Source organism: Streptomyces ficellus (assembly GCF_030406405.1).
In the GTDB taxonomy this organism is placed as follows: Bacteria; Actinomycetota; Actinomycetes; order Streptomycetales; family Streptomycetaceae; genus Streptomyces; species Streptomyces ficellus_B.
The window spans coordinates 19038-43729 of record NZ_JAUEPL010000004.1 but is presented as its reverse complement, the minus strand read 5'-3'; the positions used below and the strand labels follow the sequence as shown (position 1 = coordinate 43729).

Here is a 24692-nt window from a genome sequence, read left to right as displayed (position 1 = left end):
CACACCACCGACTCCATGCACGCCGCCGGTCCCGTGCACGGCACCTGGGAGCCTTCGCCCGCCGTGCGCTGGGAGGACGCCTTCCTGAGCGGTAACGGCCGGCACGGCGCCATGGTGTTCGGTGATCCGGACGATGACCGCGTCATCGTCAACCACCACACACTGGTACGCCCGGTGGACCACACCGAGCCGCCGCGGCTCGCCGGCCGGCTGGCCGGGCTTCAGGACCGGCTGCTGGCCGGTGACACGGAGGCGTCGGAGCGGTTCACGGACGGGCGTGAGCTGTCCTGGGTGGGCGCGTTCCATCCGGCGTTCCAGGTACGGGTACGGCGCGAGGCCACCGAGGCCACGGAAGCCACCGGCTACCGCCGTTCGGTCAACTTCGCGACCGGCGTGGTGAGCGATGTCTGCGCGGACCGCACCGGGCGGGCGTTCGTGTCCCGCGCGGACGATGTGATCGTCCGGTACGTGACCGGGGCCCGCCTCACCGCCGCGGTCACCCTCGACCACCGGCTGCCCGGCGCCCCGGGCACCCTGGCCGCCGGCCGGAGCACCGTGCTGACGCGGGACGGCGCGCTGCTCACCCTGCGGGTCCGCTACCCCGGCAGCGACCTGTCGTTCACGGGCGTGACCCTGGCCGTCGTCGGGGGAGGCCGGGCCGCTGTGGGCCCGGGCGGGCTCCACGTGACGGGGGCGGACGAGCTGCTGCTGCTCACGCGGGTGCGCCGCCACCCGGACGAGCTGGACGTGACGGCCGAGGCGGCTTCCCTGCTCGCCCTCACCGAGGGCAGGGCCGCCCACGCCGCGTACGCGGAGCTGCTCGCCCGGCACGAGCGGCCGCACCGCGCCGCGTACGAGCGGGTCGTGCTGGACCTCGGCGGCAGCCCCGCCGAGCGTGCCCTGTCCGGCGGTGAACTGCTCGCCAGGCCCGGCAGCCCCGCCCTGGTCGAGCGGCTGTTCGCGGCCGGTCGCTACCACCTGCTGTCCGCGAGCGGGATGCTGCCGCCCCGCCTGCCGGGCCTGTGGACCGGTGACTGGAACACCGCCTGGTCCGGGGCGTTCACCACCAACGCCAACCTCAACCTCCAGACCGCCTCCGCCGCCGCGGCCGCCCTGCCCGAGGTCACCGAGGCCCACGCGGCCCTGGTGTACGGGCAGTTGGCGGACTGGCGGGACAACGCCCGGGCGATCTTCGGCGCGCGGGGCGTGGTGGCGCCGTGCCACACGGACGGCGCGTCGGGCCATACGTACCACTTCCAGCGCGCCTACCCGCTCCATCTGTGGACGGCGGGCGCCGACTGGCTGCTGCACCCCCTGGTCGAGCACGCCGAGACGACCGGCGCGGCCGATCCGCGCCTGACGGACGCCCTCGCCGAAGTGGCCCTGTTCTACGAGGACTTCCTCACCCGCACAGGACCCGACGGGCGGATCGCCATCGTGCCGTCGTACTCCCCGGAGAACCGGCCGGTGGGCGCGAGCTGGGGAACGGTCAACGCCACGATGGACATCGCGGCCGCCCGCCACGCCCTCACCACGGCCGCGGCCCACCACCCCGAGGACCGCGAGCGGCTCCTCGCCCTCGCCGCCCGCCTGCCCGACTACCGGATCAACGAGGACGGTGCGCTCGCCGAATGGGCCTGGCCCGGCCTCGGCGACCGCTACGACCACCGCCACCTCAGCCACCTGTACCCGGTGTGGCCGCTCGGCGAGATCAACCCGTACGACACGCCCGGCCTCGCCCGCGCCGCGCATCGCGCACTGGAGCTGCGCGGCGCGGAGAACGACTCCGCCCACGGCCACCTGCATCACGCGCTGATCGCCGCCCGGCTGAGGGACGGCGAGCGGGCCGCGGCCGCTCTGGGCCGGGTCCTGGGCGGTGACTTCTTCCACGTCTCGCTGATGAGCGCGCACTATCCGCGGCGCGAGGTGTACAACGCGGACGCCGCGCACGCGCTGCCCGCGCTGCTGATCGAGATGCTCGTGCAGTCGACGCCCGGCCGTCTGGTGCTGCTGCCCGCGCTGCCCGGGGCGTACGGGAGCGGCTCCGTGCACGGGGTGCGCACCCGGTTCGGCGCCGAGGTGGACCTGGTGTGGCGCGGTGGCGTGTGCACCGCCACGGTCCGCCCCGCCCGCTCGGTGCGGATCTCCTTGCTGACTTCCGCCGGTTCAGAGCCGCTCGACCTGACCGCCGGCGAAGAGCGGGTGCTCACCGTGAGCACCCGGTAGTTTCCCCCCACCCATGGAAAGGGACCCCCCATGGCACGACGAACCCGCCCCAGGCTCCGTACGGCGCTGCTCGCGCCCGTCCTCGCGCTGGGCGCGACGATCGGGCCGGCGGCCGCGCCCGCGCAGGCCGCCGTGTGGAACAGCTGCGACAAGTGGGGCAGCACCTCGCTGAACGGCTACACCCTCTACAACAACATCTGGGGCCAGGGCGCCGGGGCCCAGTGCACCTGGGCCAACTCCGGGACGAACTGGGGGGTGTGGGCCGACCACCCCAACACCGGTGGCATCAAGTCGTACCCCAACGCCAAGAAGGTGATCAACAAGTCGATCACCTCGCTCGCGTCGCTCACCAGCAACTACAACGTGACGGTGCCCTCGGCGGGCGCGTACAACACGGCGTACGACATCTGGGACACGGACTACGACTTCGAGGTCATGCTCTGGATGAACCACAACGGCGCCGTGGGCCCGCTGGGCAGCCCGCAGGGCAGTGTCACGCTGGGCGGCCACAGCTGGAACGTCTACAAGGGGCGGGTCGTCAACCCCGATGGCTCGTACCACGAGGTGTTCTCGTTCCTGCGCACCTCGGACTCCACCTCCGGCTCGGTGAACATCCTGCCGGTCCTCAAGTGGATCAAGGACACCAAGAAGTGGTGGGGCAACGAGACGATCGGTGACGTGCAGTTCGGCTACGAGGTGACCTCGTCGGCCGGCGGGCTGAACTTCACCACCAACAACCTCACCGTCTCCTCCAGCTGAGAGGAGCGTCAGGAGCGCGGGTCCCCGGGTACGAGCACCGCCCGGGGGCCCGTGCTTTCGCGTACGGTCAGCTCCGGAGCGAGCAGGACGACCTCGTCCGTGCCGCGTCCCTCCAGCTTGGCGACGACCTGCTGCACGGCGTACTGCCCCATCTTCTGCGCCGGTACGGCGACCGAGGTGAGCGGTACGGAGGCGTGCGCGGCGACCTGGTCGGGGCAGATGGCCACCACCGAGACGTCCTCGGGGACGGCGCGGCCCTGCTGGCGCAGCAGGGCGAGCAGCGGGTCGGTGGCGGCCTCGTTCTGGACGACGAAGGCGGTGGTGCCGGGGCGCTCGTCGTAGACGCGGGCGAGGGTGGCGGAGACGGCGGCGTAGCTGCCCTCACAGGGGCGGTGCAGCAGGCGCAGGCCCAGCTCGTGGCTGCGGTCGCGGAGGCCGGCGAGGGTGCGTTCGGCGAAGCCGGTGTGGCGTTCGTAGACGGCGGCGGCCTCACCGATGACGGCGATCTCGCGGTGGCCCAGTGCGGCGAGGTGTTCGGCGCACAGGGCGCCGGCGGCTTGGAAGTCGAGGTCGACGCAGCTGAGGCCGGTGGTGTCGGCGGGCAGGCCGATGAGGACGCCGGGGCGCACGGCTTCGCGCAGCAGCGGCAGCCGGTCGTCGTCCAGCTCCACGTCCATCAGGATCATCGCGTCGGCGAGCGCGCTGCCCTCGATGCGGCGTACGGCGGCGGGGCCTTCCTCGCCGGTCAGCAGCAGGACGTCGTAGCCGTGCGCGCGGGCGGTGGTGGCGACGGCGATGGCGATCTCCATCATCACCGGTACGTACATGTCGGTGCGCAGCGGGATCATCAGGGCGATGATGTTGGACCGGCTGCTGGCCAGGGCACGGGCGCCGGCGTTGGGGTGGTAGCCGAGCTGTTCGATGCTGCGCTCGACGCGCTCGCGGGTGGAGGCGGAGATGGACCGCTTGCCGCTCAGGACATAGCTCACCGTGCTCGCGGAGACTCCGGCGTGCTGAGCGACATCGGCGAGGGTGACCATTCGGCTCTCCAGAGTGGTGAAGCGCTTCGACGCGAGCTTTGATGCGTGTGCCACCGACACTAGAGCGGCCATCGGCAACTGTCCAGAGACTTCGTCGAAGCGCTTCGACTCCGTCTCCCACCCATCGGCGCCGGGCAAGGGTACGGCCGGGGAGAGCTGTCGCCCTCCCCGGCCAGGGTAGTGAACCGGGACCCTATCCCGCCTTGATGCGCAGGAACGTGACCGAATGCGCCGGGAAGGTGTACGTGAAGTTCCTCGCGATGCCGCGCAGGGTCGACTCGCGTGGCTGGACCGGCTGCTCGTCGGCGGTGTGCACGGCGTCCGGCGCCCCCTGGAGGGTGGTCATCCGGGCCGTCGGCGCGACCTTGGAGGTGCCGAGGTCGATCCGGGTCCGCGCCGGGGTGGCCTGGGCGTTGACGACCTTGACGACGAGGTCGCCCTTGTCGCGGGTGACCACCTGGCGGAACGGCTCGGCGGCCTTGTCGTCGGTGAAGCCGCCCCACTTCTGCCCGTCGAGGAAGAGCGTGACCTGCCGGCCGCGCACCTGGACGTGGAGGTCGTAGGTGCGGCCCGTCTGGATCGTGGTCCCGTTCTCCGTGATCGTCTCCTTGCCGCCGCCCACGGTCTTCTCGACCGCGGAGCGGGTGTTGCCCCAGCCTCCGAGGTTCCACCAGTAGTGGTTGCCGCTGTCACGTACGCCGAAGGCGACGAGGAAGCCCTCCTTGCCGGACTTCTTGGTGGCCTTGACCCGCAGGTCGTAGTCGTGCCAGCCGGTGTCGCCCGCCGTCACCAAGGTGTCCTCGGCGGCGGCGTCGGACTGGACGTACGCGCCGTCCTGGACGCTCCAGGTGCCCCGCCCGGTCGCCCGGGTCCAGCGGAAGTCGCCGGCCGAGAAGTCCTCCGCCAGGAGCGTGCTGCCATCGGCGGCGGTGACCCGCACGTCGTCGTACGCGGCGCTGGTCGCCCAGGTGGACAGGCCGACCGCTCCGGTGATCGGGCCGGATATGGCGGGGGTGGTGGAGGCCCGGCTCGGCACGACGCGGTCGCCGGTGTTGTTCATGAAGAGCTTTTGCACCTCATAGCTGGTCGAGCCCCAGGAGCGCTGGTTGTCGAACCAGATCATGTCGGGCCGCCACTGGTTCTGCCGCACATCGGCGAGCAGCGGGGCGTAGGAGGCGAGCTTGACGATGTCGGCGTTGCGCTCCAGGCCGGTCATGAAGGCGGCTTCGGACAGCGCGTTGGAGAACCGGTTGTCGCGTGACGCGTACTCGCCGAGGAACACCTTGGGGCCCTGGCGGTCGTAGGAGTCGTAGCGGTCGTTGTTCTCCAGGAACCACTGGGGGCTGTTGTAGTAGTGCTCGTCGACCATGTCCACGCGGGCCTCGCGGTTGAGCTGCCAGGCGCGGTCGAAGGTGGTTCCGGCGTCGTCGGGGCCGGAGTTGCTGACGACGGTGATGTCCGGGTAGGTGGCCTTGATGGCCTTGCGGAACTCGGTGAAGCGGGCGAAGAACTGATCGGGCAGGTTCTCCTCGTTGCCGACGCCCAGGTGGGTCAGGCCGAAGGGCTTGGGGTGGCCCATCTCGGCCCGCTTGCGGCCCCAGGTGGAGGTGACGGGGCCGTTGGCGAACTCGATCAGGTCGAGGGTGTCCTGGATGTGCCGCCTGAGCAGCGCCGGGTCGTCGGTGGCCTTGTTCTCACCGCAGCCGGTGACGAGTGCGGGGACGACGGGCAGCGGCATCGCGCCGACGTCCTCGGCGAACTGGAAGTACTCGTAGTAGCCGAGGCCGTAGCTCTGGTGGTAGCCCCAGAAGTTGGCGTTGACGGCCCGCTGCTCGACCGGTCCGATGGTGTCCTTCCACTGGTAGGAGCGGCGGCGTTCGAAGTCGGGTGCCTCGTACGCCTGGTGACTGCCGGTGTTGACCAGGCAGCCGCCGGGGAAGCGGACGAAGCCGGGCTTGAGGGCGGCGATCTTCTCGGCGAGGTCCTTGCGCAGGCCGTTGGCACGGCCCTTGTAGGTGTCGCGGGGGAAGAGCGAGACCATGTCGAGGCGGACGGTGCCGCCGCCCTCGGCGGTGACCGCGAGCCGGCCGCCGGTGGTGGAGACCTTGGCGGTGAGGGTGCCGGTGTACTTGGTCCAGCGGTCGCCGCGCACGGTGACGGCGAGGGGCGCGGAGACGGTGGTGCCGTCGGTGGTGCGCAGTTCGGCGGTGAGGCGGGTGCCGGTGGCGCTGTCGGTGCGGGCCCAGACGGAGAAGTCGTAGCGGGCACCTTCCCGCAGGGCCATCCCGGCGCCGTAGCCGCTGTTGACGACGCCGAAGCCGGCGCCCGCGCCGCCGGTTCCGGCGAGGCCGAGGCGGAGGTGGTTGCGGTTGCGCTCGTTGAGGCGCTCGGTGTCGTTCACCACCTGGACGGTGCCGGTGGCGCCGCCCGTCGCGGTCTGCTGCCACCCGGTGAGCGGCGTGTAGGACCGGTTGTCGACGGTGCTGAACTCGAAGGAGCGGTTCTGTACGAGTTCGGCGTAGAGCCCGCCGTCGGCGGCGTTGTTGATGTCCTCGAAGAAGACGCCGTACATGGTGCGGTCGATCGCCGGGCCGGCGCGGTCGGGGGACACGGTGAGGGAGTAGTCGGCGGGCTCCGCCGCCGGGTCCGCCGTGGGTGCGTCGGCTCTGGTGGGCGCGGCCATGACCGTGCCCACCATGAGTGCCGCCAGCGCGAGGACGAGCCTCGGCCGTATGGGTGCCATGTGTGTGCTCCTGGATTTCTTCAGTTGTTCGAGATACCGGACATTGACCAGGACTTCGAACAGGAAGATAGGCAGGGGCAGTTGACACGTCAACGCATCGGTACGTCTTTCCTCCGCCGTCTCAGTGGGTGAGCGGCTGCCCCAGCGGGCGAGCGGTTGACTCAGCGCGTGAGCGGTTGCCTCAGCGGGCGAGCCGGTGGGCACGGTCCCGCCGGTGCGCGGGGGCTCGCACGCTCGGCTTCAGCCGCCGGGCGTGCCCCGGCGGCGCCGCACCGGGCGCCGAACGGGCACCCGTCCGAAACGCCTGCGCCCCGCCGCGCTGTCCCCCGCGGGCCTGGCCGACCTCGGGCGCCCCGCGGCGCGCGGTACCGCCCGGCAGGCGGTCCCGACCGGCGCCGGGTCTCCGCCACGGCCGGCCCACCCGCTCCTCCCATGCCGTGGCGTTCCCGCGCGACGGGCTCGACAATGAGGGGGATGACGGAGAACCGGGCACACGGCGGCGAGATCCGGCCCACGGAGCGGCTCGCCATGAACCGCACGGGCAGCTTCGACTGGGATCTCGACGCCGGGACCATCGACATCGACGAGGCGGGACTGCTCGTGTTCGGCCTGGCCCCCGGCACGTTCGACTCCCGGCCCGCCTCTTTGGTTCACCGGCTCGAACCGGAGGAGCGCGCCGGCCTGGAGGCGGTGATCAAGGAGGCGCTGACCAGCGGCCGGCCCTCCTACTCGGCGCGCTTCCAGATCCCGCTGGACGACGGGTCGGTGCAGTGGACCCACGTCCAGGCGCGCATCCTGCGTGACGTGGAGGGCCGGGCGCACCGGATCGTCGGGATCGTCCGGGACGCCACGTCCGAGATCACCCACTCCACGTTCCTGATGGAGCTGGAAAAGCGCAGGCAGCGCCAGACGGACATGGTCGAGCGGACGACGCGGGCGCTGTCCCGGGCGGTGACGGTGGACGACGTCACGGCCGCGCTGACCGGCCCCGGCGGACTAGCCAGGCTCGGCGCGGACGGCTTCGCGCTCGGCCTGGTCGAGAACGGCTCGCTGAACATCATCGCCCTCAGCGGTGAGTCCCTCGACGTGCTGGAGCATCTGCGGCTGCGGCGGCTGGAGCGCGGGATGCCGCTGGCGGAGACGGTCCTCAGCGGGCGGCCGCTGTTCAGCAGCTCGTTCCAGGAGCTGGTCAAGAACTATCCGGCGCTCGCGCCGTACGCCGGACGGCTGCGGTTCCGGGCGGCCGCCTATCTGCCGCTGGTCGCCCAGGCGCGCACGCTCGGCGGGATGGCGCTGTTCTACCGTGGGCGCACCGCGTTCAGCGCGGACGAGCGGAACCTCGCGCTGGGCCTGGCCGCCATCGTGGCCCAGTCGCTCCAGCGGGCGATCCTCTTCGACGAGGAGCGGGAGCTCGCCACCGGCCTCCAGGCCACGATGCTCCCCCGCCGCATCCCGGCCGTCGAGGGCGGTGAGATCGCCGTGCGGTACCACTCCGCGTGGAGCGGCCGGCAGGTGGGCGGCGACTGGTACGACGTGATCCCGCTGCCCCGGGGCCGGGTCGGGATCGTGGTCGGTGACGTGCAGGGCCACGACACGCACGCCGCCGCGATCATGGGCCAGCTGCGGATCGCCCTGCGCGCGTACGCCGGTGAGGGCCACGCCCCCTCCACGGTGCTGGCGCGCGCCTCGCGGTTCCTCGCCGAACTCGACACCGAGCGGTTCGCCACCTGCACGTACGCGCAGGTGGACCTGGACACCGGCACGGTACGGGCGGTGCGGGCAGGCCACTTGGGGCCGCTGATCCGGCACACGGACGGGCGCGTGGGGCAGCCCAAGCTGCCCGGCGGGCTGCCCCTGGGCCTGGCCTCGCTCTTCGGCGACGAGGAGTTCCCCGAGACGCGGCTGGACCTGGTGCCCGGCGAGACGCTGGTGATGTGCACCGACGGGCTGGTCGAGCAGCCCGGCGGGGACATCGGTGAGGGGATGGACGCGCTGGAGGCGGCGGTGAGCAGCGGGCCCGCCGGGGCGGAGGCGCTGGCCGACCACCTCTCGGAACGGTTCTGGGAGCGGTGGGGCGCGGGCGACGACGTGGCGCTGCTGGTGCTGCGGCGCAGCCCGGACCCGGGTACGCCGCGGGCGCCGCGCATCCACCAGTACATCCACCAGGCGGACCCCGAGGGCCTGTCGGAGGCGCGGGCGGTGGTGCGGCGGGCGCTGCGGGACTGGGGCATGCGCCCCTTCGCGGACGACGCCGAGCTGCTGACCGGGGAACTGCTCGGCAATGTGCTGCTGCACACGGAAGGCGGCGCGGTGCTCACCCTGGAAGTGCTGCCCGAGCCGGTCCGGCGGGTGCGGCTGTCGGTGCAGGACCGTTCCAGCGCGTGGCCCCGGCGCCGTACGCCGGGCGAGGCCGCCACGTCGGGCCGGGGGCTGCTGCTGCTGGACGCGCTGGCGCTGCGCTGGGGTGTCGAGCCGCGCGGCGAGGGCAAGGCGGTGTGGTGCGAGATCGGACCGCCCTCCAGGTCGGCCGATCGACAGTCGCGGTGATGAGGAGGCCCGGATGGACCCCGTCGAGGCGCTGGACCGGATCGCGTTCCTGCTGGAGCGGTCGCAGGCGCCGACGTACCGGGTGCGGGCGTTCCGTACCGCGTCCGCCGCCCTGGCCGCGCTCGGCGAGGGCGAAACCGCCCAGCGGGCGGCGGCCGGGACGCTGGAGAACCTCAAGGGCGTCGGGCCGAAGACGGCGCAGGTGGTGCGGGAGGCCCTCGCCGGGCGGGTACCGGCGTACCTGGAGCGGCTGGAGAGCGAGCTGGGGGACGCGCCGGACGAGAGGCCGGGCGCCCGGCTGCGGGCGGCGCTGCGCGGCGACTGCCACACGCACTCCGACTGGTCGGACGGCGGCAGCCCGATCGACGCCATGGGGCGGGCCGCGGCGGCGCTGGGTCACGAGTGGGCGGCCCTGACCGACCATTCACCGCGGCTGACCGTGGCGCGGGGCCTGTCGGCGGAGCGGTTGCGGGAGCAACTGGACGTGGTGGCCGAGCTGAACGAGACATGGGCGCCCTTCAGGCTGCTGACCGGCATCGAGTGCGACATCCTGCTGGACGGTTCGCTGGACCAGGAGCCGGAGCTGCTGGACCGGCTGGACGTGGTGGTCGCCTCGGTCCACTCCAAGCTGCGGATGGACGCGCCGGCGATGACGCGGCGCATGCTCAGGGCCGTGCGCGACCCCCTGGTGGACGTGCTCGGCCACTGCACCGGGCGGCTGCTCAGCGGCCGGGGGCGGCCGGAGTCGCAGTTCGACGCGGAACGGGTCTTCGCGGCGTGCGCCGAGTCCGGTACGGCCGTGGAGATCAACAGCCGCCCGGAGCGGCTGGATCCGCCCCGGCGGCTGCTGCGGCAGGCGGTGGACGCGGGGGTGTTCTTCGCCGTGGACACCGACGCGCACGCGCCGGGGCAGCTGGACTGGCAGATCCTCGGCTGCGCGCGGGCGGAGGAGTGCGGTGTGCCCGCCGACCGGGTGATCAACACCTGGTCGGCCGACCAGCTCCTCACCTGGACGCGCACCCGGCGGGCACCGGAGCCGATGGGTTGAGATTTCCGAGGCAGTGCCGTCTCCCAGGCAGTGCCATGTCTCAGAAGGGCCGTCTCTGAGGAGGGCCCTATCACGGGGGACGTACCGAGGATTCGGTGTGGCGGCCCGGAAGGCCCTGGCTCGACCTTGCGGTATCCACGCGATGCCCGGCAGGACACGCTGCCCGTGCCCTGCGTTGCCCGGTTCTGGCATGAGGCGCGGATAACGCCCCCCGTAATAGCGGTTACGCGGACCGCCAGCGCCCGGCGTGGGCGTGCCGATCAACCCGTCCAGGATGCAGCAATCCTCAAGGGATTTCTTCTGATGCTTCTTCGGTGAAAAACCTTCGGCCAACCCGCGTCCTCCCGGCCGGAATCGCACCCCCACCGCACGTCACGCGTCCGCGTCCGGCGCCTCGTCGGTCATCTGGCGGCGCTCGGCGGACAGGGCCCACTGGTAGGAGAGCGCCGCGAGGGTGGACACGCCCCAGCGGGCGCGCAGCACGCCCAGCTCCTTGGTGAGGGTGCGCAGTCCGATGTTCAGGCGCCGGGCGGTGATGCGCTGGTCGATGCCGGCCGCGGTGTCGATGAGGATCTCGCGCTGGCGGCGCGTGAGTCCGCCACCGCCGCCGGGAACGGCCCGCCGCGGGTCGCCGTGCCAGATGTCCGCGCGGCGCCAGGCGTCCTCGAAGCCCTCGGCGATGAACGCGACCAGGGCCCGGTCCATCACATGCCAGGCGGCGTGCGTGGGGCTGGAGTTGACCACGTGGTCGGGGATGAACGCCTGGCGCCGGTCGACGACGACGCAGCTCTGGAAGGGCGCGGCCAGCGTACGGAACTGGGCGCCCTTCGCGGTCATCCGGGTCACCCAGTCGCGGGTCGCCGGATCGTCCCGTTCGCCGTCGCGGTACAGGGTCCGCACGCTCACCCCGCGGGCCAGCGCGCGGGCGTCGCGGGTCAGCGCGGCCTCCAGGGCCTCACCGCCACGGGGGCCCATCGGCTGGGCGGTCAGCAGTTCCGTCTCGGCCCGGCCGGCGGCCTCCGCGATGCGGGCGCCGACCTGCTCGGGCTCGGCGAGGAACTCGCTGCCCGAGCCCGAACGCCACTTGGCGCGCTCGAAGTGCAGGGCCAGCTCGTCGGCGACGCCCGGTACCTCCGCCATCCTGGCGGCCCGGGTGGCCAGCTCGCGCAGCCCCTCGTCGAGCCGGCGGCGCCCCGCCTCCTGCGGGTCCAGGGCGATCGGCGCCTCCGGCAGGTCGGGGTCGACGGTGACCAGGCGCCACGCCAGCAGTTCGCGCAGCGGGGCGTCGTCCGCCGGGCCGGTCCGCCCGCCCCTGGTGATCCGTGCGTACAGCGCCTTCGCGGCGGCCGACAGCTCCCCGGGCTCCGGGAACGGGCCGCCGTCCGACTCCGAGAACCGGCCGCCGTCCCGCCCGGGGAGCGGGCCACCGGTGTACCCCCCGCAACCGCCGTCGCCGCGCGCGGAATTGTCCTGCTCCATCGCCCTTGCCCCCGTTGACGCCTGCGTGTGTGCGCCGTGCGCATGTACGCACCACGCGGACGCTTGATCGCTGACGTACGACGGGTCAGCGTACCCGTGCGACCGTTCCGGTCCGGGTCCGTTCTCGCGGGCGGCCCCCGGCCCCCGAGCGGTGCACAGCTCACCACGGCGGCCACGGCACCACCGGCGGCCGCCCCCTTGGGGAAGAAACCGTATGGACAAGGCTGCACTGCGTTTCCTGCTCAGCGAGCGCCGGGCGTCGATCACGCCCGAGAGTCACGGCCTGTCGCGCCCCACGCGGCAGGGCAGGCGGGCCCGGGGGCTCTCGCAGGCACAGATCGACCAGATCCTGCACCGCGCCCCGGACACCTACGGCCGCCTGGAGTCCGGCCGCTACCCGAACCCGCCGGTCGATCTCCTCCAGGACGTGGCCCGCCTGTTCCGCATGAACGAGCAGGAGTGGATCGCGCTGTGGCGGTACGCCCTCGGCCAGGACCCGCCGCACCCGCTCCACTCGCGCTCCGGCGCGGTGATATCGGGCGCCTGGCAGAGCGCCCTGGAGGGCTTCTCCCAACCGGCGTACCTCAACGACCGCTCCTGGAACGTGCTGGCCCACAACGCGCACTTCGCGGCGTTCTTCCCCGGTCACCGGGTTCCCGCCAACACCATGCGGTGGATGGCCGTCGAGCCGGAGGCCCGTACCGTCCTGCTGGACTGGGAAACCGCGTGGGCACCCCTGTTCCTGCCCCAGTTACGGGTCGCCCTCGCCGCGGACCCCTCCGACCGGACGCTCGGCCGGATCGAGCGGGAGGTCCTGGCCGATCCGGCGGCCGCGTCGATCTACGAGTCGGCGAGCGCCTACAGCCACCTGGACGGCGACGAGCGGCCGCTGCGCCACCCGGAGCTGGGGCGGGGGTGGGTGACCATGTGCGCCGCGCAGCCGCTGGGCGCGCCCGGGTCCCGGCTGATCCTGCTCGACTTCCACCCCGGCGCACGCCGGCGCCGCCGCCGCGTCCCCGCCCTGCGCGCCCGCGCCGACGCGTAGCGGGGGCACCGGCGTGCCCGCCCGGCGCGGGCCGGGTGTGCGTGATACCTCGCGCGGGGCGGGTACCCGTCCGCCCCGTCCGCCGTCGCGAGAGAGGTGCAGCCACCGTGAACGACTCCGCCGAGTTCCAGCGCTCCCCGAGCCACTTCACGGACCGGATCACCGCGGACGGCGGGGACGGCTGGCCCGTCGAGCCGGGCCGCTACCGGCTGGTCGTCAGCCGTGCCTGCCCCTGGGCGAGCCGGAGCCTGGTGGTACGGCGGCTGCTGGGGCTGGAGGACGCCCTGCCCCTCGCGGTCGCCGACCCGGTCCAGGACGAGCGGAGCTGGCGGTTCACGCTCGATCCGGACGGCCGCGACCCGGTCCTCGGCATCGCGTTCCTGAGCGAGGCGTACCACGCCAGGGACAAGGAGTACGACGGCGGCATCAGCGTCCCGGCGATCGTCGACGTACCGAGCGGGAAGCTGGTGACCAACGACTACCAGCGCATCACCCTGGACCTGGAGACCGAGTGGCGCGCCCTGCACCGCGAGGGCGCGCCCGACCTGTACCCGGAGGCGCTGCGCGACGAGATCGACGACTGGATGGACCGCGTCTACCGCGACATCAACAACGGCGTGTACGTGGCCGGATTCGCCAAGCGGCAGGAGAAGTACGACGCGGCGTACGCGCGGCTGTTCGCCCGGCTCGACCAGGTGTCCGAGCACTTGGCCGGGCAGCGGTACCTGGTGGGCGACACGATCACCGAGGCCGACGTCCGGCTGTTCACCACGCTGGTCCGGTTCGACGCCGTCTACCACGGTCACTTCAAGTGCAACCGCAACAAACTCACCGAGGACCGGGTGTTGTGGGCGTACGCGCGAGACCTGTTCCAGACACCGGGTTTCGGCGACACCGTCGACTTCGACCACATCAAGCGGCACTACTACATGGTCCATGAGGACATCAACCCGACGCGGATCGTGCCGCGCGGCCCGGACCTGCGCGGCTGGCGGACCCCGCACCACCGCGAGGAGCTGGGCGGGCGCCCGTTCGGTGACGGAACGCCGCCGCCCCCTCCCCCGCCGGAGGAGGTCGTCCAGCCGCTGTGACGGTGACGACACGACCTAGACGCGGCCTGGACGGCGCCTAGGACGCGGCCTGCCAGACCGTGGTGGCGTTGCAGAACTCCCTGATGCCGTGCCCGGACAGCTCCCGCCCGTACCCCGACCGCTTCACGCCGCCGAACGGCAGCGCGGGATGGGAGGCGGTCATGCCGTTGATGTAGACGCCGCCCGCCTCCAGATCCCGTACGAACCGCTGTACGTCCGCCTCGTCGCGGGTCCAGACGTTGGAGCTGAGTCCGAAGTACGTGTCGTTGGCGACCTTCACCGCCTCGTCGAGGTCCGCCACCCGGTAGAGCGTGGCGACCGGCCCGAAGGTCTCCTCCTGGTGGATCCGCATGGCGGGGGTGATGCCGGTCAGGACGGTGGGCTCGTAGAACCAGCCGCGTTCCTCGCGGCCCTCGGGGCGGCGGCCGCCGCACAGCACGGTCGCGCCCTGGCGCAGGGCGTCCTCGACGAGCTCCGCCAGGCCGTCGCGGCCGGCTTCGCTGGCGAGCGGCCCGACGTCGGTGGACTCGTCCATCGGGTCGCCGACGGCCAGCGCGGCCATCCCCGCCGTGAACCGTTCCTCGAACACGTCGTACACGTCCGTGTGGACGATGAACCGCTTGGCGGCGATGCAGGACTGGCCGTTGTTCTGGGTGCGGGCGGTGACCGCGACGGCGGCGGCCTTCTCGACGTCCGCCGAGGGCATCACCACGTACGGGTCGCTGCCGCCGAGCTCCAGGACCGTCTTCTTCACCTCGTCGCCCGCGATGGAGGCGACCGAGCGGCCGGCCGGTTCGCTGCCGGTGAGGGTGGCGGCGGCCACCCTGCCGTCGCGCAGGACGCCCTCGACGGCGCGGTAGCCGATCAGCAGGGTCTGGAAGACGCCCTCGGGGTAGCCCGCGCGGCGGAAGAGCTCCTCCAGGTACAGCGCGGTCTGGGGGACGTTCGAGGCGTGCTTCAGCAGGCCGACGTTGCCCGCCATGAGCGCGGGCGCGGCGAAACGTACGACCTGCCAGAGCGGGAAGTTCCACGGCATGACGGCCAGCACGGGGCCGAGTGGCCGGTAGTGGACGCGGGCCCGGGCGGCTCCGGCGTCCTGGACGTCGGCGTCGGCGGGGTGCTCGTCGGCGAGCAGGCGTTCGGCGTGGGCCGCGTACCAGCGCATCGCCTTCACGCACTTGGCCACCTCGGCGCGGGCCGCCGTGATGGGCTTGCCCATTTCGGTGGTCATGGTGCGGGCGATGTCCTCCTGGTCCCGCTCCAGCAGGTCGGCCGCGCTTTCGAGCAGCCGGGCCCGCTCGGCGAACCCGGTGGTGCGGTAGCGCCGGAAGGCCGCGTCGGCGGCGGCAAGGCACCGTTCGATCCCGTCCGGCGTCAGCTCGTCGAAGGTCTTGAGCGTCTCGCCGGTGGCGGGGTTGACGGTCGCGATGGGCATGGGTGGATCCTCCTCGCAGTCGCTGTCCCGACCCTGCCGCGCCGGTCATGGCCCCGCAACGCGGGGACCGGCGGGGTTGAGCCCGACCTGCCGGGTAACCGTGCTCGTATGGGACACACCGGTGAGGACAAGAAAAAAGAGGGCAAGACAAACGGCGCCGAGGCGCCCGACGAACCGACCGACCTTTCCACGAGGTCGTGGCGGGCGGTCGTCAAGCGCACCGGCACGGAGTTCCTTGACGACGAGCTCCCGGACCGTGCCGCCGCTCTGACCTACTACAGCGTCCTGTCGATCTTCCCGGCCCTGCTGGTCCTGGTCTCGGCCCTGGGCGTGATCGGCGAATCGGCGACCCGCACCGTTCTGGACAACCTCCAGCAGCTGGCTCCCGGCCCGGTCCGGGACATCCTCGGGAACGCGGTGCGCCAGTTGCAGGACAGCGCGGGGGCCAGCGGCGTGGTGGCGATCGTCAGCCTGCTGGCGGCGGTCTGGTCCGCCTCCGGGTACGTGGGGGCCTTCATCCGTACCGCCAACGCCGTGTACGACCTGCCCGAGGGCCGTCCGGTCTGGAAGCTGACGCCCCTGAGGGTGGGGCTGACGCTGGTGCTGATGGTGCTGCTCGCGGTGAGCGCGGTGATCGTGGTGTTCACCGGGCCGCTCGCCGAGCGCGCGGGCCAGGCCTTCGGCCTCGGCGAAGAGGCGGTGACGGTGTGGAACATCGCCAAGTGGCCGGTGCTGATCGTGCTGGTGGTGCTGATGATCGCGCTGCTGTTCTGGCGGGCGCCGAACGTCCACGGCCAGGGCTTCCGCTGGCTCAGCCCGGGCAGCGTGCTGGCGGTGCTGCTGTGGCTGGTCGCGTCGGCCGGGTTCGCGCTGTACGTGGCGAACTTCGGCTCGTACAACAAGACCTACGGCACCCTGGCGGGCGTCATCACCTTCCTGGTCTGGCTGTGGCTGTCGAACCTCGCCATCCTGCTGGGCCTGGAGCTCGACGCGGAGCTGGCGCGGCAGCGGGCGATCAGCGGGGGCATGCCGGCGACGGAGGAGCCTTACGTGGAACCCCGGGACACCCGCGCGTGGTCCCGCCGCGACCGTGAGGCCATGGAGGGCCGCCGGGACTGCGCCGGGGACGGTGTCGACGGGAAATGAGCGACGCCGCCCGTGGCTGACGGCCAATGCGGGTGACCGCCCGCGTGGGCGGAAGGCCCGCGTGGGTGAAGGCCCGCTTGGGCGGAAGGCCCGCGTGAGCGGAAGGCCCGCGTGGGTGAAGGCCCGCGTGGGTGAAGGCCCGCGTGGCGAGGTGGCGCGTGGGTGAAGGGCCGCGTGGGTGAGGTGGCGCGTGGGTCACGGCCGCTCAGGCGTCGGGCGGTCCGTCACGCGGAGGGCGCCCGTTGTCCATCCGGGCGTCCTCAAGGTCGTACAGCAGCTGCTGCGTCTCGGCCGCCAGGCCGCCGACCGAGGTGGCCGTCTCGTGGTCCTGGCCGACCACGCGGGCCTTGAGGCGGGCGTGCGCGGCCCAGGCCCGGGTCATGGCCGCCTCGCGGTCGGGACCGTCGCCGTGCCCGGCGCCGGACAGCACCAGGCAGTCGGCGCGGCACACGTCCGCCAGGGCGTGCAGCAGCGGCGGCACCTCGCCGAGAACCGAGTCGGGGGGCGGCCGCAGCCTCGGGTTGTCGCCCGCCGCCTCGGCGAGCATGCCGGTGAGCGCGGTCAGATGGTCGGCCACGCGTTCCCAGGCGGCGTCCCACCGGGTCGAGGGCAGCTCGGGTTCCGGGCGGCGGCGGATGCGGGTGGCGGGGTTGAAACGGTAGCTCTCGCGGCTCCAGGTACGGGCGTTGCGCAGGTCCGCCAGGAGGGTGCCGAACCGGCGGGCGCGGCTGTGCCACTCCTGGGCGTCCGGCCGCCCGTAACCGCGCTCGATGCCCTCGGCCATGGTCCGCAGCAGCTCGGCGCCGTCCTGCGGGAGCCGGCACAGCGACTCGTGGGCGTGGCGCAGATGGACGGGCGGCAGGATCAGGGCGTTCACTCCGATGCCGATGACCGCGCCGAGGAGGGTCTCCAGCAGCCGGTGCAGGATGTCGAAGCCGCTGTAGGAGCCGTAGACGAGGACGAACAGCGCGGTGGTGGAGGCGTAGATGCCCTGGTCCCCGAAGCGGGGGTAGTTGCCGAGCAGGACGGTGAGGGGCAGCACGAGCGCCATCGCCGCCATGGTGTCGCCGGTGAGGCCGGCGGCGGCCGCCGCCAGCACCGTACCGGTGGCGATGACGACGACCTGCTGGAGGCCCGCCCTCACGGACCGGTAGACGGTGCTCTGTACGAGGGCGACGGCCGTCCAGGGCGCCATCAGGGCGAGCGGCGCCTTCCACCACCAGCCGGCCACCGCCCAGGCGAGGATGGCGGCGCCCGCGGCCTTCAGCGACTGGACGGCCATGTCCCGCTCGGGTCCGGGCCCGGACAGCGCACGGCGTATGGACTCCCCCACCGCCGCGGCCTCCCAGCCGATCCGGTGCCACAGCGCCGCCGCGCCGGCCGCCGGGCTCACGGGAGCGGGGTGCCGCCGGTGGCGTTCACGATCTCCCCGGTGATGTAACTCGCGCCCGACGAGGCGAGGAAGACGTACGCGGGGGCCATCTCGGCGGGCTGGGCGGGACGGCCGAGCGGCGACTGCTTCCCGAACTCGGCGGTCTCGGGCATCGTCGCGGGGATGAGCGGCGTCCAGACCGGACCCGGCGCGACGGCGTTGACGCGAATGCCGCGCGGCGCGAGCATCTGCGCCAGCCCCTGCGTGAACGTGACGATGGCGCCCTTCGTCATGGCGTAGTCGAGCAGCGGCGGACTGGGCTTGTAGGCCTGTACGGAGGTGGTGTTGATGACGCTGCCGCCCTTGGGGATGTGCGGGAGCGCCATCTTGGTCAGCCAGAACATGCCGTACAGGTTGGTCTTCATCACCCGGTCGAACTGTTCCGTCGTGATGGCTTCGATGCCGTCCGGCTGGGCCATCTGGTACGCGGCGTTGTTCACCAGGATGTCGATGCGGCCGAACTCGCCGGTGACCCGCTCGATCAGCGCGCGGCACTGGTTCTCGTCCCGGTTGTCGGCGGCCAGGGCGATGGCCTTGCGGCCGGCCTCCTCGACGAGCCGTACGGTCTCCCGCGCCTCGCGCTCCTCCTCGGGGAGGTGGGTGAACACCACGTCGGCGCCCTCGCGGGCGTACGCCAGGCACACCGCCCGGCCGATGCCGGAGTCGCCGCCGGTGACGACCGCGACGCGGTCCTCCAGCAGTCCGCTGCCGCGGTAGGAATCCTCACCGTGGTCCGGCGGCGGGTCCATCGGGCCGGTCCATCCCGGGTGCGGCTGCTCCTGCTCGGGGAAGTCCGGGCGCGGGTGGCGGGTGGTCGGGTCCTGGGGTTCGCGATCCGTCATGTGTGTCCTCCTGATCTGTACGGTCGTCTTCTCGCGTTCCCTGGAGCCATGGGCCAAACCACCCGCGGTGCGGCCGACCACGCGTAAGGGTCAGACGGCTGTCCGGCGTTCGGCGGCGGTGATGGGCAGGTCGTTGATGCTCGCGTACCGCTTGCGCATCAGGCCGTTGCGGCGCCACCACCACGGCCGCCCTCACCGACTCGGCCGCCCCCGCCCACGCGGGCACGCGACGCGGCGGCCCAGCTGCTCGGGCGGGCGACGCCGCCGACCGGCCCTGACGCGGCGGGGGCGGCGCTGGGCCGCGGGCGGCGCCGTATTGGTGAATCGGCGGCGACCCGCGCATGCGACACCCGCCTTCCCGCAAGGACCACCGTGGGTTCTTCGCTCGCGAAAGGCGAAAGGATGGAGATGCGCATCGCCGGTTACCCGCTGGCCGCCGCCGCGCTGGCGCTCGTGCTGAGCACGACAGGTTCCACGCCCGCGCGGGAGCGGCCGCCCGCCCTTCCCACCGCCGCGCCCGCCCAGGAGAGGGCGGGCGGGACCTGCCACACGTCCACGGACGCCACGGACGCCACGGAGGCCACGAAGGCCACGAAGGCCACGAAGGAGAAACGTCCCTGCACGCGGTCTCCGCGCCAGCGGTACGCCCAGCGGGTCGTCACCATCGACATCGTGGCCGGGTTCACCGCGCGTGCGGCCCGCGAGGCGGGCGGTGAGCGCACGCTGCGCGCCAGGATCCGGCAGGCCGTCACCTCCACGTCCAAGGCGTTCGCCGCCAGCGCGGTCCACGCCCGCCTCCGGCTCACCGGAATCACCCGCGCCAAGGTGCCCGCCCGGCTGGACAGGTCGGACGGCGCCCTGCTGAAGGCGGTCGCCCGGCGCGGCGACGGCGTCGCGGACCACCTGCCGCGCCTCCGCGACCGCGTCGGAGCGGACCTGGTGACGGTGGTGACGGGCAGTCAGGGACCCGCCGGACTGGCCAACCGGCCCCGGCGCGTCACGGCACGCACCAGCGGCCACGCCTACAGCGTCGTCGCCCAGAAGGCGCTCGCGCACCACTCCCTCGCCCACGAGATCGGCCACAACCTGGGCGCGATGCACGACTACGTCACCGCTCCCCGGGGCGCGAACAGCGCCCGTGGCTACTTCCCCGCGTCGGGGAAGTGGTCGACGCTCGAAGCGTACGAGTCGAGTTGCCGGAAAGCGACCGGCGGCCCTTGCAGGCGCATCAACCGCTATTCCAATCCGCGCCAGACCTACCGGGGTGAACGGCTCGGCAGGCCCCTGGGGCAGCCGAAGCCCGCCGACAGCGTCCGGGCCTTCAACGCCGTCGTCCGCGTCGTGGCCGACTACCGCCGCCGCGGCAGCCGCTGAATGCGCGCATATCCGGGCAGAACGATAAAATTCCCATATGGGAGAGCGGCCTCACGTGCCCACTGCGCCCGAGCTGGTCCTCGACATCGGTGGTGACTCCACCGTGATGAGTCCCCACCGGGTGTACCGCGTCGGGCGCGACCCGGCGAGCGATGTGGTGCTGTCCGACAAGCGGATCTCCTGGCATCACGCGGTGCTGCGGACCGAGGGCGGACAGTGGACGGTCCAGGACGAAGGCAGCACCAACGGCACGTTCGCGGACGGCAGGCGGGTGCGGATGCGGGCGGTGGGGCCCGGCAGCGTCATCCGCTTCGGACACCCGGCCGACGGTCCGCGCGCCGTACTGTCGGCGCCGGAACGGCCCACACCCGCGCCGCCACCCCCCGAACGTCACGCCCCGCCGCAGCGTCCGGCCCCGGAGCCCGAACGTGCCGCCCCGGCGCCCCAGGAACCCGCCCCGCCGCCGCGCGAGCGTCCGGCCCCGGAGCCCGAACGTGCCGCGCCGGCCCCGCAGGAAACACCCGCGCCGGCCCCACCGCCGGAACAGCCGGCCCCGCCGCCGGAACAGCCGGCGCCGCCGCCGCGCGGGCGCCCCGCGCCGGTCCAGGAGTCCCCGCGACCCGTTCCCCGGCCGTCCTCCGTGTCGCGGCCCGGGGCCACCGGGACGTTCCGGCAGCCGACCTCCGTGCGGCCGCTGCCGGCCCGTGCCGTGCGCATCGGGCGGAGCCCCGACAACGACCTGGTCGTCGATGACCTGACGGTCTCGCGCCGGCACGCCGAGCTGCTCGCCGAGCCGGACGGCACGTACTGGATCCATGACCTCGGCAGCCACAACGGCACGTTCCTCAACGGCCGGCCCATCACCCGTGCGCGGGTGACGGCCGACGACATCGTCGGCATCGGGCACTCCGCGTTCTGCCTGGTCGGCAACCACCTGGTGGAGTTCACCGACACCGGCGAGGTCTCCCTCGACGTACAGGGGCTGTCCGTCACCGTGGACCACGGCCGCAAGACGCTCCTCGATGACGTGTCGTTCCCCGTCGGGGAGAAGTGCCTGCTCGCGGTCGTGGGGCCGAGCGGGGCGGGCAAGTCCACGCTGCTCAACGCGCTGACCGGGCTGCGCCCGGCCGACCGGGGCACGGTCCTGTACGACGGCCGGGACCTGTACCGGGAGTACGCCGAGCTGCGCCGGCGCATCGGCCTCGTACCGCAGGACGACATCCTGCACCACCAGCTGACCGTGCGCCGCGCCCTGTCGTACGCCGCCGAACTGCGCTTCCCCGAGGACACCGCCAAGGAGGAGCGGCAGGCCCGGGTGGAGGAGGTCATCCGCGAGCTCGGGCTCGAACAGCGTGCGGGGCAGCCGATCCACAGCCTCTCCGGCGGGCAGCGCAAGCGCGTCAGTGTGGCGCTGGAGCTGCTGACGAAACCGTCGCTGCTGTTCCTGGACGAGCCGACCTCGGGCCTCGACCCGGGCATGGACCGCTCGGTGATGCACATGCTGCGCGGGCTCGCCGACGACGGCCGCACGGTCATCGTCGTCACGCACAGCGTGCTGAGCCTGGACGTGTGCGACCGGCTGCTGGTGCTGGCGCCGGGCGGGCGGATCGCCTACTACGGGCCGCCGGAGGACAGCCTGGGCTTCTTCGGTTTCTCGCAGTGGCCGGAGGCGTTCGAGGCGTTCGAGAACGACCGTGGCCGCGACTGGGCGGAGCAGTACCGCCGTTCCCGGTTCCAGCAGCAGTACATCGCCGCTGCCATGGACCGCCCCCAGTCGCCCGCGGCGGGCGAGGTGCGCCCCGTGGCGGTGCCACCGCCGAAGGCGCAGAGCTGGGGCGCTCAGCTCAGGACGCTCGTACGCCGGTACGCCGCCGCGCTGAGCGCCGACCGCACCTTCATCGCCATCATGGTGGCGTTGCCGTTCGTGATGGGCGCGATGGCCCGGGCCCTGTCCGAGGGCCGTCTCGGCCCTGAGTCGACGATGAACGTCCTGCTGATCCTGTGCGTCGGCGGGGTGCTGACGGGCTCGGCCAACGCGGTGCGTGAGCTGGTCAAGGAGCGGACGATCTACCGGCGGGAGAGAGCCGTCGGCCTGTCCAGATCGGCGTACCTGATGTCCAAGGTGGTGGTGCTCGGCCTGATCACGGTCGTGCAGGCCGTCGTCCTGACCCTCGTGGCCCTCGTCGGCGTCCCGCTGAACGTCCCGGGCGGCAAGGGCGTGCTGATGCCGCCGCTCGTGGAGCTCGCCCTGGCCGTGGCGCTGCTGTCGTTCACGGCGATGATGCTCGGCCTGTTCGTGTCGGCGCTGGTGCGCAAGGAGGAGGTCACCATGCCGCTCCTGGTGCTCCTCGCGATCGTCCAGGTCGTGTTCTGCGGCGGGCTGCTGAAGATCCACGGGGCGCTCGTCCTCGAACAGCTGGCGTGGTTCGTGCCGTCCCGGTGGGCGTTCGGGGCGATGGGCTCGACGATCGACATCCGCAAGCTCGCACCGACCGACAAGACGGCCGACCCGCTGTTCGATCACACCCTGGGCACCTGGCTGCTCGACATGGGGATGCTCGTGGTGCTCTGTCTCGTCCTCGGGTTCCTGGTGGCGAAGCTGCTGCGCCGGCACGAGCCCGTGATCATGCGAAAGTAGGCCCGGCTGATGGTCCATCCCGGTACGTCCGGTACGTCCGGCCCCCAGGTCGGCGGCTTCCGGCCCAGTCATGTCGTACCCGCGGAGGGGCTGCCCGCCTGGGAGGCGCCTGATCCCGACCGGCCGACCGTGCCGCTGGACCCGTTCCTGCCCGTGCAGCTGGTGGACCGGGTGGGTGACTGGGGGGAGGTCCTGTGCTCCAACGGCTGGTCCGCGTGGGTCGACGGGCGGCTGCTGGTCTCCGTACCGCCGGATCCTCCGGCCGTGGGGCGGCCGATGGGCACGGCCGCCGATCCGCGCCCGCTGCTGGTCCGGGCGGAGGAGTCGCTGCGCCGGTACCGGCGGGCCGTCGAGGAGCTGGTGGCGGGACGTCTGGACGGCGAGACGTTCCGGCTGCGGACCCGGGGACTGCGGTTGGGTCTGGTCGTGGACGGTGAGGCACTGTGGTCGTACGACGCGGAGCACGAGCGGTGGCTGTACTGCGACGGCACGCGGCTGTCCACGTACGCGGCCTCGTCGCCACCTTCGGCGGCCGAGCCGGAGGCTCCCCCCGCCCCGTCGCCCGTGCGGCCCGAACCGACCCGGGTCGTGGACCCCGCGGCGCTCCGAGACCCTGCGGCGCCCCCCGACCCCACGGCGGTCGTGGACCCCGCGGCGCTGCGGGAGCCCACCGCGGTCGTCGACCCGGCCGCGCTCCCCGACCCGGCCGCGCCGCCCGACCCCACCGCAGTCGTGGACCACGCGGCGCTCCCCGACCCCACCGCGGTCGTGGACCACGCGGCGGTGCCGGACGGGGGCGCCGAGCCGACGCGGCTGGTGGAGCGGGGTGAGCGTGACGACGGCGAGGGCGGGCCGCCGGAGGGGCCGCTGGACCGGGCGGGTGACGGCTGATGGCTGCCCGCGTCACGCGCGACGACCTGCCCGCGGGCCGGCCGTCCGGGCTGGTCGGCCGGCGGATCGCCGACTACCGGGTGGAGAGCGAGCTCGGCCGCGGCGGTATGGCCGTGGTGTACCGGGCGCGGGACCTGCGGCTCGACCGGGCGGTGGCGCTGAAGCTGCTCGCGCCGGAGCTGGCCCGCAACGACACCTTCCGGCGCCGGTTCGCACACGAGTCTCGGGTGGCCGCCGCGATCGACCACCCGCACATCGTGCCGGTCTTCGAGGCGGGGGAGACCGAGGGCGTGCTGTACATCGCCATGCGGTACGTCGCCGGTGAGGACCTGCGCGCGCTGCTGGACCGGGAGGGTCCGCTGCCGCCCGACAAGGCGGGGCGGATCGCCGCGCAGGTGGCGTCGGCGCTGGACGCGGCGCACGCGCACGAGCTGGTGCACCGCGACGTCAAGCCGGGCAACATCCTGGTCGCGCCGGGCACCGACAGCGACCACCCCGAGCACGTCTACCTCACGGACTTCGGGCTGACGAAGAAGTCCCTGTCGCTGACCGGGTTCACCAGCGTGGGCCAGTTCGTGGGGACCCTGGACTACGTGGCGCCCGAGCAGATATCGGGGCGGCCGGTGGACGGCCGCTGCGATGTGTACAGCCTGGGCTGCGTCGTGTTCGAGACGCTGGCGGGGGTTCCGCCGTTCCGGCGGGACGACGACATGGCGCTGCTCTGGGCCCACCAGTACGATCCGCCGCCGCCGCTGACCGGGGACCGCCCGGGGCTGCCGGCCGCGGTCGACCCCGTCCTGGCGAAGGCGCTCGCGAAGGCGCCGGAAGAGCGGTACGAGACGTGTCTGCAGTTCGTGGCGGAGCTGCGGGCGGCGCTGGAGGGCGACAGCGCCGCCGCGAAGCCGCCACCGGCGCCGCCGGGCTGGGCACTGCCGGTGTTCCGGGAGCTGTGAGGG

Annotated in this window: 17 protein-coding genes and 1 pseudogene; 11 read left to right on the top strand and 7 right to left on the bottom strand. The window is 72.9% G+C overall.

Annotation, left to right across the window (positions count from 1 at the left end; translation table 11 throughout):
- Positions 1 to 15 precede the first annotated feature (15 nt).
- Together QWM81_RS04080 and QWM81_RS04075 are read left to right on the top strand one after the other, a co-directional pair.
- Complete coding sequence (locus tag QWM81_RS04080; RefSeq protein ID WP_290110283.1) at positions 16 to 2226, top strand: glycosyl hydrolase family 95 catalytic domain-containing protein; 2211 nt, start codon at positions 16 to 18, stop codon at positions 2224 to 2226.
- Between the two features lie 30 nt (positions 2227 to 2256).
- The gene (locus QWM81_RS04075; protein WP_290110095.1) at positions 2257 to 2985 is read left to right on the top strand and encodes a glycoside hydrolase family 12 protein; all 729 of its coding nucleotides are present in this window, start codon (positions 2257 to 2259) and stop codon (positions 2983 to 2985) included.
- An 8-nt stretch (positions 2986 to 2993) separates the two neighbouring features.
- Here the strand turns inward: QWM81_RS04075 and QWM81_RS04070 are convergent, their stop codons facing one another.
- Together QWM81_RS04070 and QWM81_RS04065 are read right to left on the bottom strand one after the other, a co-directional pair.
- Positions 2994 to 4025 (bottom strand): LacI family DNA-binding transcriptional regulator, encoded by a 1032-nt coding sequence (locus tag QWM81_RS04070; protein ID WP_290110282.1) that lies wholly within the window; start codon positions 4023 to 4025, stop codon positions 2994 to 2996.
- Between the two features lie 193 nt (positions 4026 to 4218).
- A complete protein-coding gene (locus tag QWM81_RS04065; protein WP_435372320.1) occupies positions 4219 to 6768 on the bottom strand; it encodes an alpha-L-arabinofuranosidase family protein in 2550 nt (849 codons plus the stop codon).
- 474 nt (positions 6769 to 7242) lie between these two features.
- On the opposite strand from QWM81_RS04065, the gene QWM81_RS04060 reads away from it, so the two are divergent.
- Together QWM81_RS04060 and QWM81_RS04055 are read left to right on the top strand one after the other, a co-directional pair.
- Positions 7243 to 9315: a SpoIIE family protein phosphatase gene (locus QWM81_RS04060; protein WP_290110094.1), complete on the top strand. Its 2073-nt coding sequence runs from the start codon at positions 7243 to 7245 to the stop codon at positions 9313 to 9315.
- 13 nt (positions 9316 to 9328) lie between these two features.
- Positions 9329 to 10363, top strand: coding sequence for a PHP domain-containing protein (locus QWM81_RS04055; protein ID WP_290110093.1), 1035 nt, complete (start codon positions 9329 to 9331; stop codon positions 10361 to 10363).
- Between the two features lie 372 nt (positions 10364 to 10735).
- On the opposite strand, the gene QWM81_RS04050 is transcribed toward QWM81_RS04055, so the two are convergent.
- On the bottom strand, positions 10736 to 11842 hold the full coding sequence (locus QWM81_RS04050) for a phospholipase D-like domain-containing protein (RefSeq protein WP_290110092.1): 1107 nt from the start codon (positions 11840 to 11842) through the stop codon (positions 10736 to 10738).
- Positions 11843 to 12056: 214 nt separating this feature from the next.
- On the opposite strand from QWM81_RS04050, the gene QWM81_RS04045 reads away from it, so the two are divergent.
- Together QWM81_RS04045 and QWM81_RS04040 are read left to right on the top strand one after the other, a co-directional pair.
- Complete coding sequence (locus QWM81_RS04045) at positions 12057 to 12887, top strand: MmyB family transcriptional regulator (RefSeq protein ID WP_290110091.1); 831 nt, start codon at positions 12057 to 12059, stop codon at positions 12885 to 12887.
- 107 nt (positions 12888 to 12994) lie between these two features.
- Positions 12995 to 13978 (top strand): glutathione S-transferase family protein, encoded by a 984-nt coding sequence (locus tag QWM81_RS04040; protein WP_290110090.1) that lies wholly within the window; start codon positions 12995 to 12997, stop codon positions 13976 to 13978.
- A 37-nt stretch (positions 13979 to 14015) separates the two neighbouring features.
- On the opposite strand, the gene QWM81_RS04035 is transcribed toward QWM81_RS04040, so the two are convergent.
- On the bottom strand, positions 14016 to 15413 hold the full coding sequence (locus QWM81_RS04035) for an NADP-dependent succinic semialdehyde dehydrogenase (RefSeq protein ID WP_290110089.1): 1398 nt from the start codon (positions 15411 to 15413) through the stop codon (positions 14016 to 14018).
- A gap of 108 nt (positions 15414 to 15521) precedes the next feature.
- Here QWM81_RS04035 and QWM81_RS04030 point away from each other — a divergent pair, with 108 nt between their 5' ends.
- Positions 15522 to 16559: a YihY/virulence factor BrkB family protein gene (locus tag QWM81_RS04030; protein ID WP_290110088.1), complete on the top strand. Its 1038-nt coding sequence runs from the start codon at positions 15522 to 15524 to the stop codon at positions 16557 to 16559.
- Positions 16560 to 16764: 205 nt separating this feature from the next.
- Here QWM81_RS04030 and QWM81_RS04025 read toward each other — a convergent pair whose 3' ends face one another.
- The 3 genes and pseudogenes from QWM81_RS04025 to QWM81_RS29065 form a co-directional block, all read right to left on the bottom strand.
- Positions 16765 to 17952, bottom strand: coding sequence for an FUSC family protein (locus tag QWM81_RS04025; RefSeq protein ID WP_290110087.1), 1188 nt, complete (start codon positions 17950 to 17952; stop codon positions 16765 to 16767).
- Positions 17949 to 18833, bottom strand: a complete 885-nt coding sequence (locus QWM81_RS04020) for an SDR family oxidoreductase (protein WP_290110086.1) — start codon at positions 18831 to 18833, stop codon at positions 17949 to 17951. Before QWM81_RS04020 ends, QWM81_RS04025 begins: the two co-directional genes overlap by 4 nt.
- A 90-nt stretch (positions 18834 to 18923) precedes the next feature.
- Positions 18924 to 19004, bottom strand: a pseudogene (locus tag QWM81_RS29065) (hypothetical protein); the annotation flags it as partial.
- Between the two features lie 231 nt (positions 19005 to 19235).
- Here QWM81_RS29065 and QWM81_RS04015 point away from each other — a divergent pair.
- From QWM81_RS04015 to QWM81_RS04000, 4 genes are read left to right on the top strand one after another with little or no spacing between them, the layout of a single operon-like run.
- The gene (locus tag QWM81_RS04015) at positions 19236 to 20207 is read left to right on the top strand and encodes a reprolysin-like metallopeptidase (RefSeq protein ID WP_290110085.1); all 972 of its coding nucleotides are present in this window, start codon (positions 19236 to 19238) and stop codon (positions 20205 to 20207) included.
- Between the two features lie 37 nt (positions 20208 to 20244).
- On the top strand, positions 20245 to 22845 hold the full coding sequence (locus QWM81_RS04010; protein WP_290110084.1) for an ABC transporter ATP-binding protein/permease: 2601 nt from the start codon (positions 20245 to 20247) through the stop codon (positions 22843 to 22845).
- 9 nt (positions 22846 to 22854) lie between these two features.
- A complete protein-coding gene (locus tag QWM81_RS04005; RefSeq protein ID WP_290110083.1) occupies positions 22855 to 23736 on the top strand; it encodes a hypothetical protein in 882 nt (293 codons plus the stop codon).
- Positions 23736 to 24689: a serine/threonine-protein kinase gene (locus QWM81_RS04000; protein ID WP_290110082.1), complete on the top strand. Its 954-nt coding sequence runs from the start codon at positions 23736 to 23738 to the stop codon at positions 24687 to 24689. Before QWM81_RS04005 ends, QWM81_RS04000 begins: the two co-directional genes overlap by 1 nt.
- Positions 24690 to 24692 lie beyond the last annotated feature (3 nt).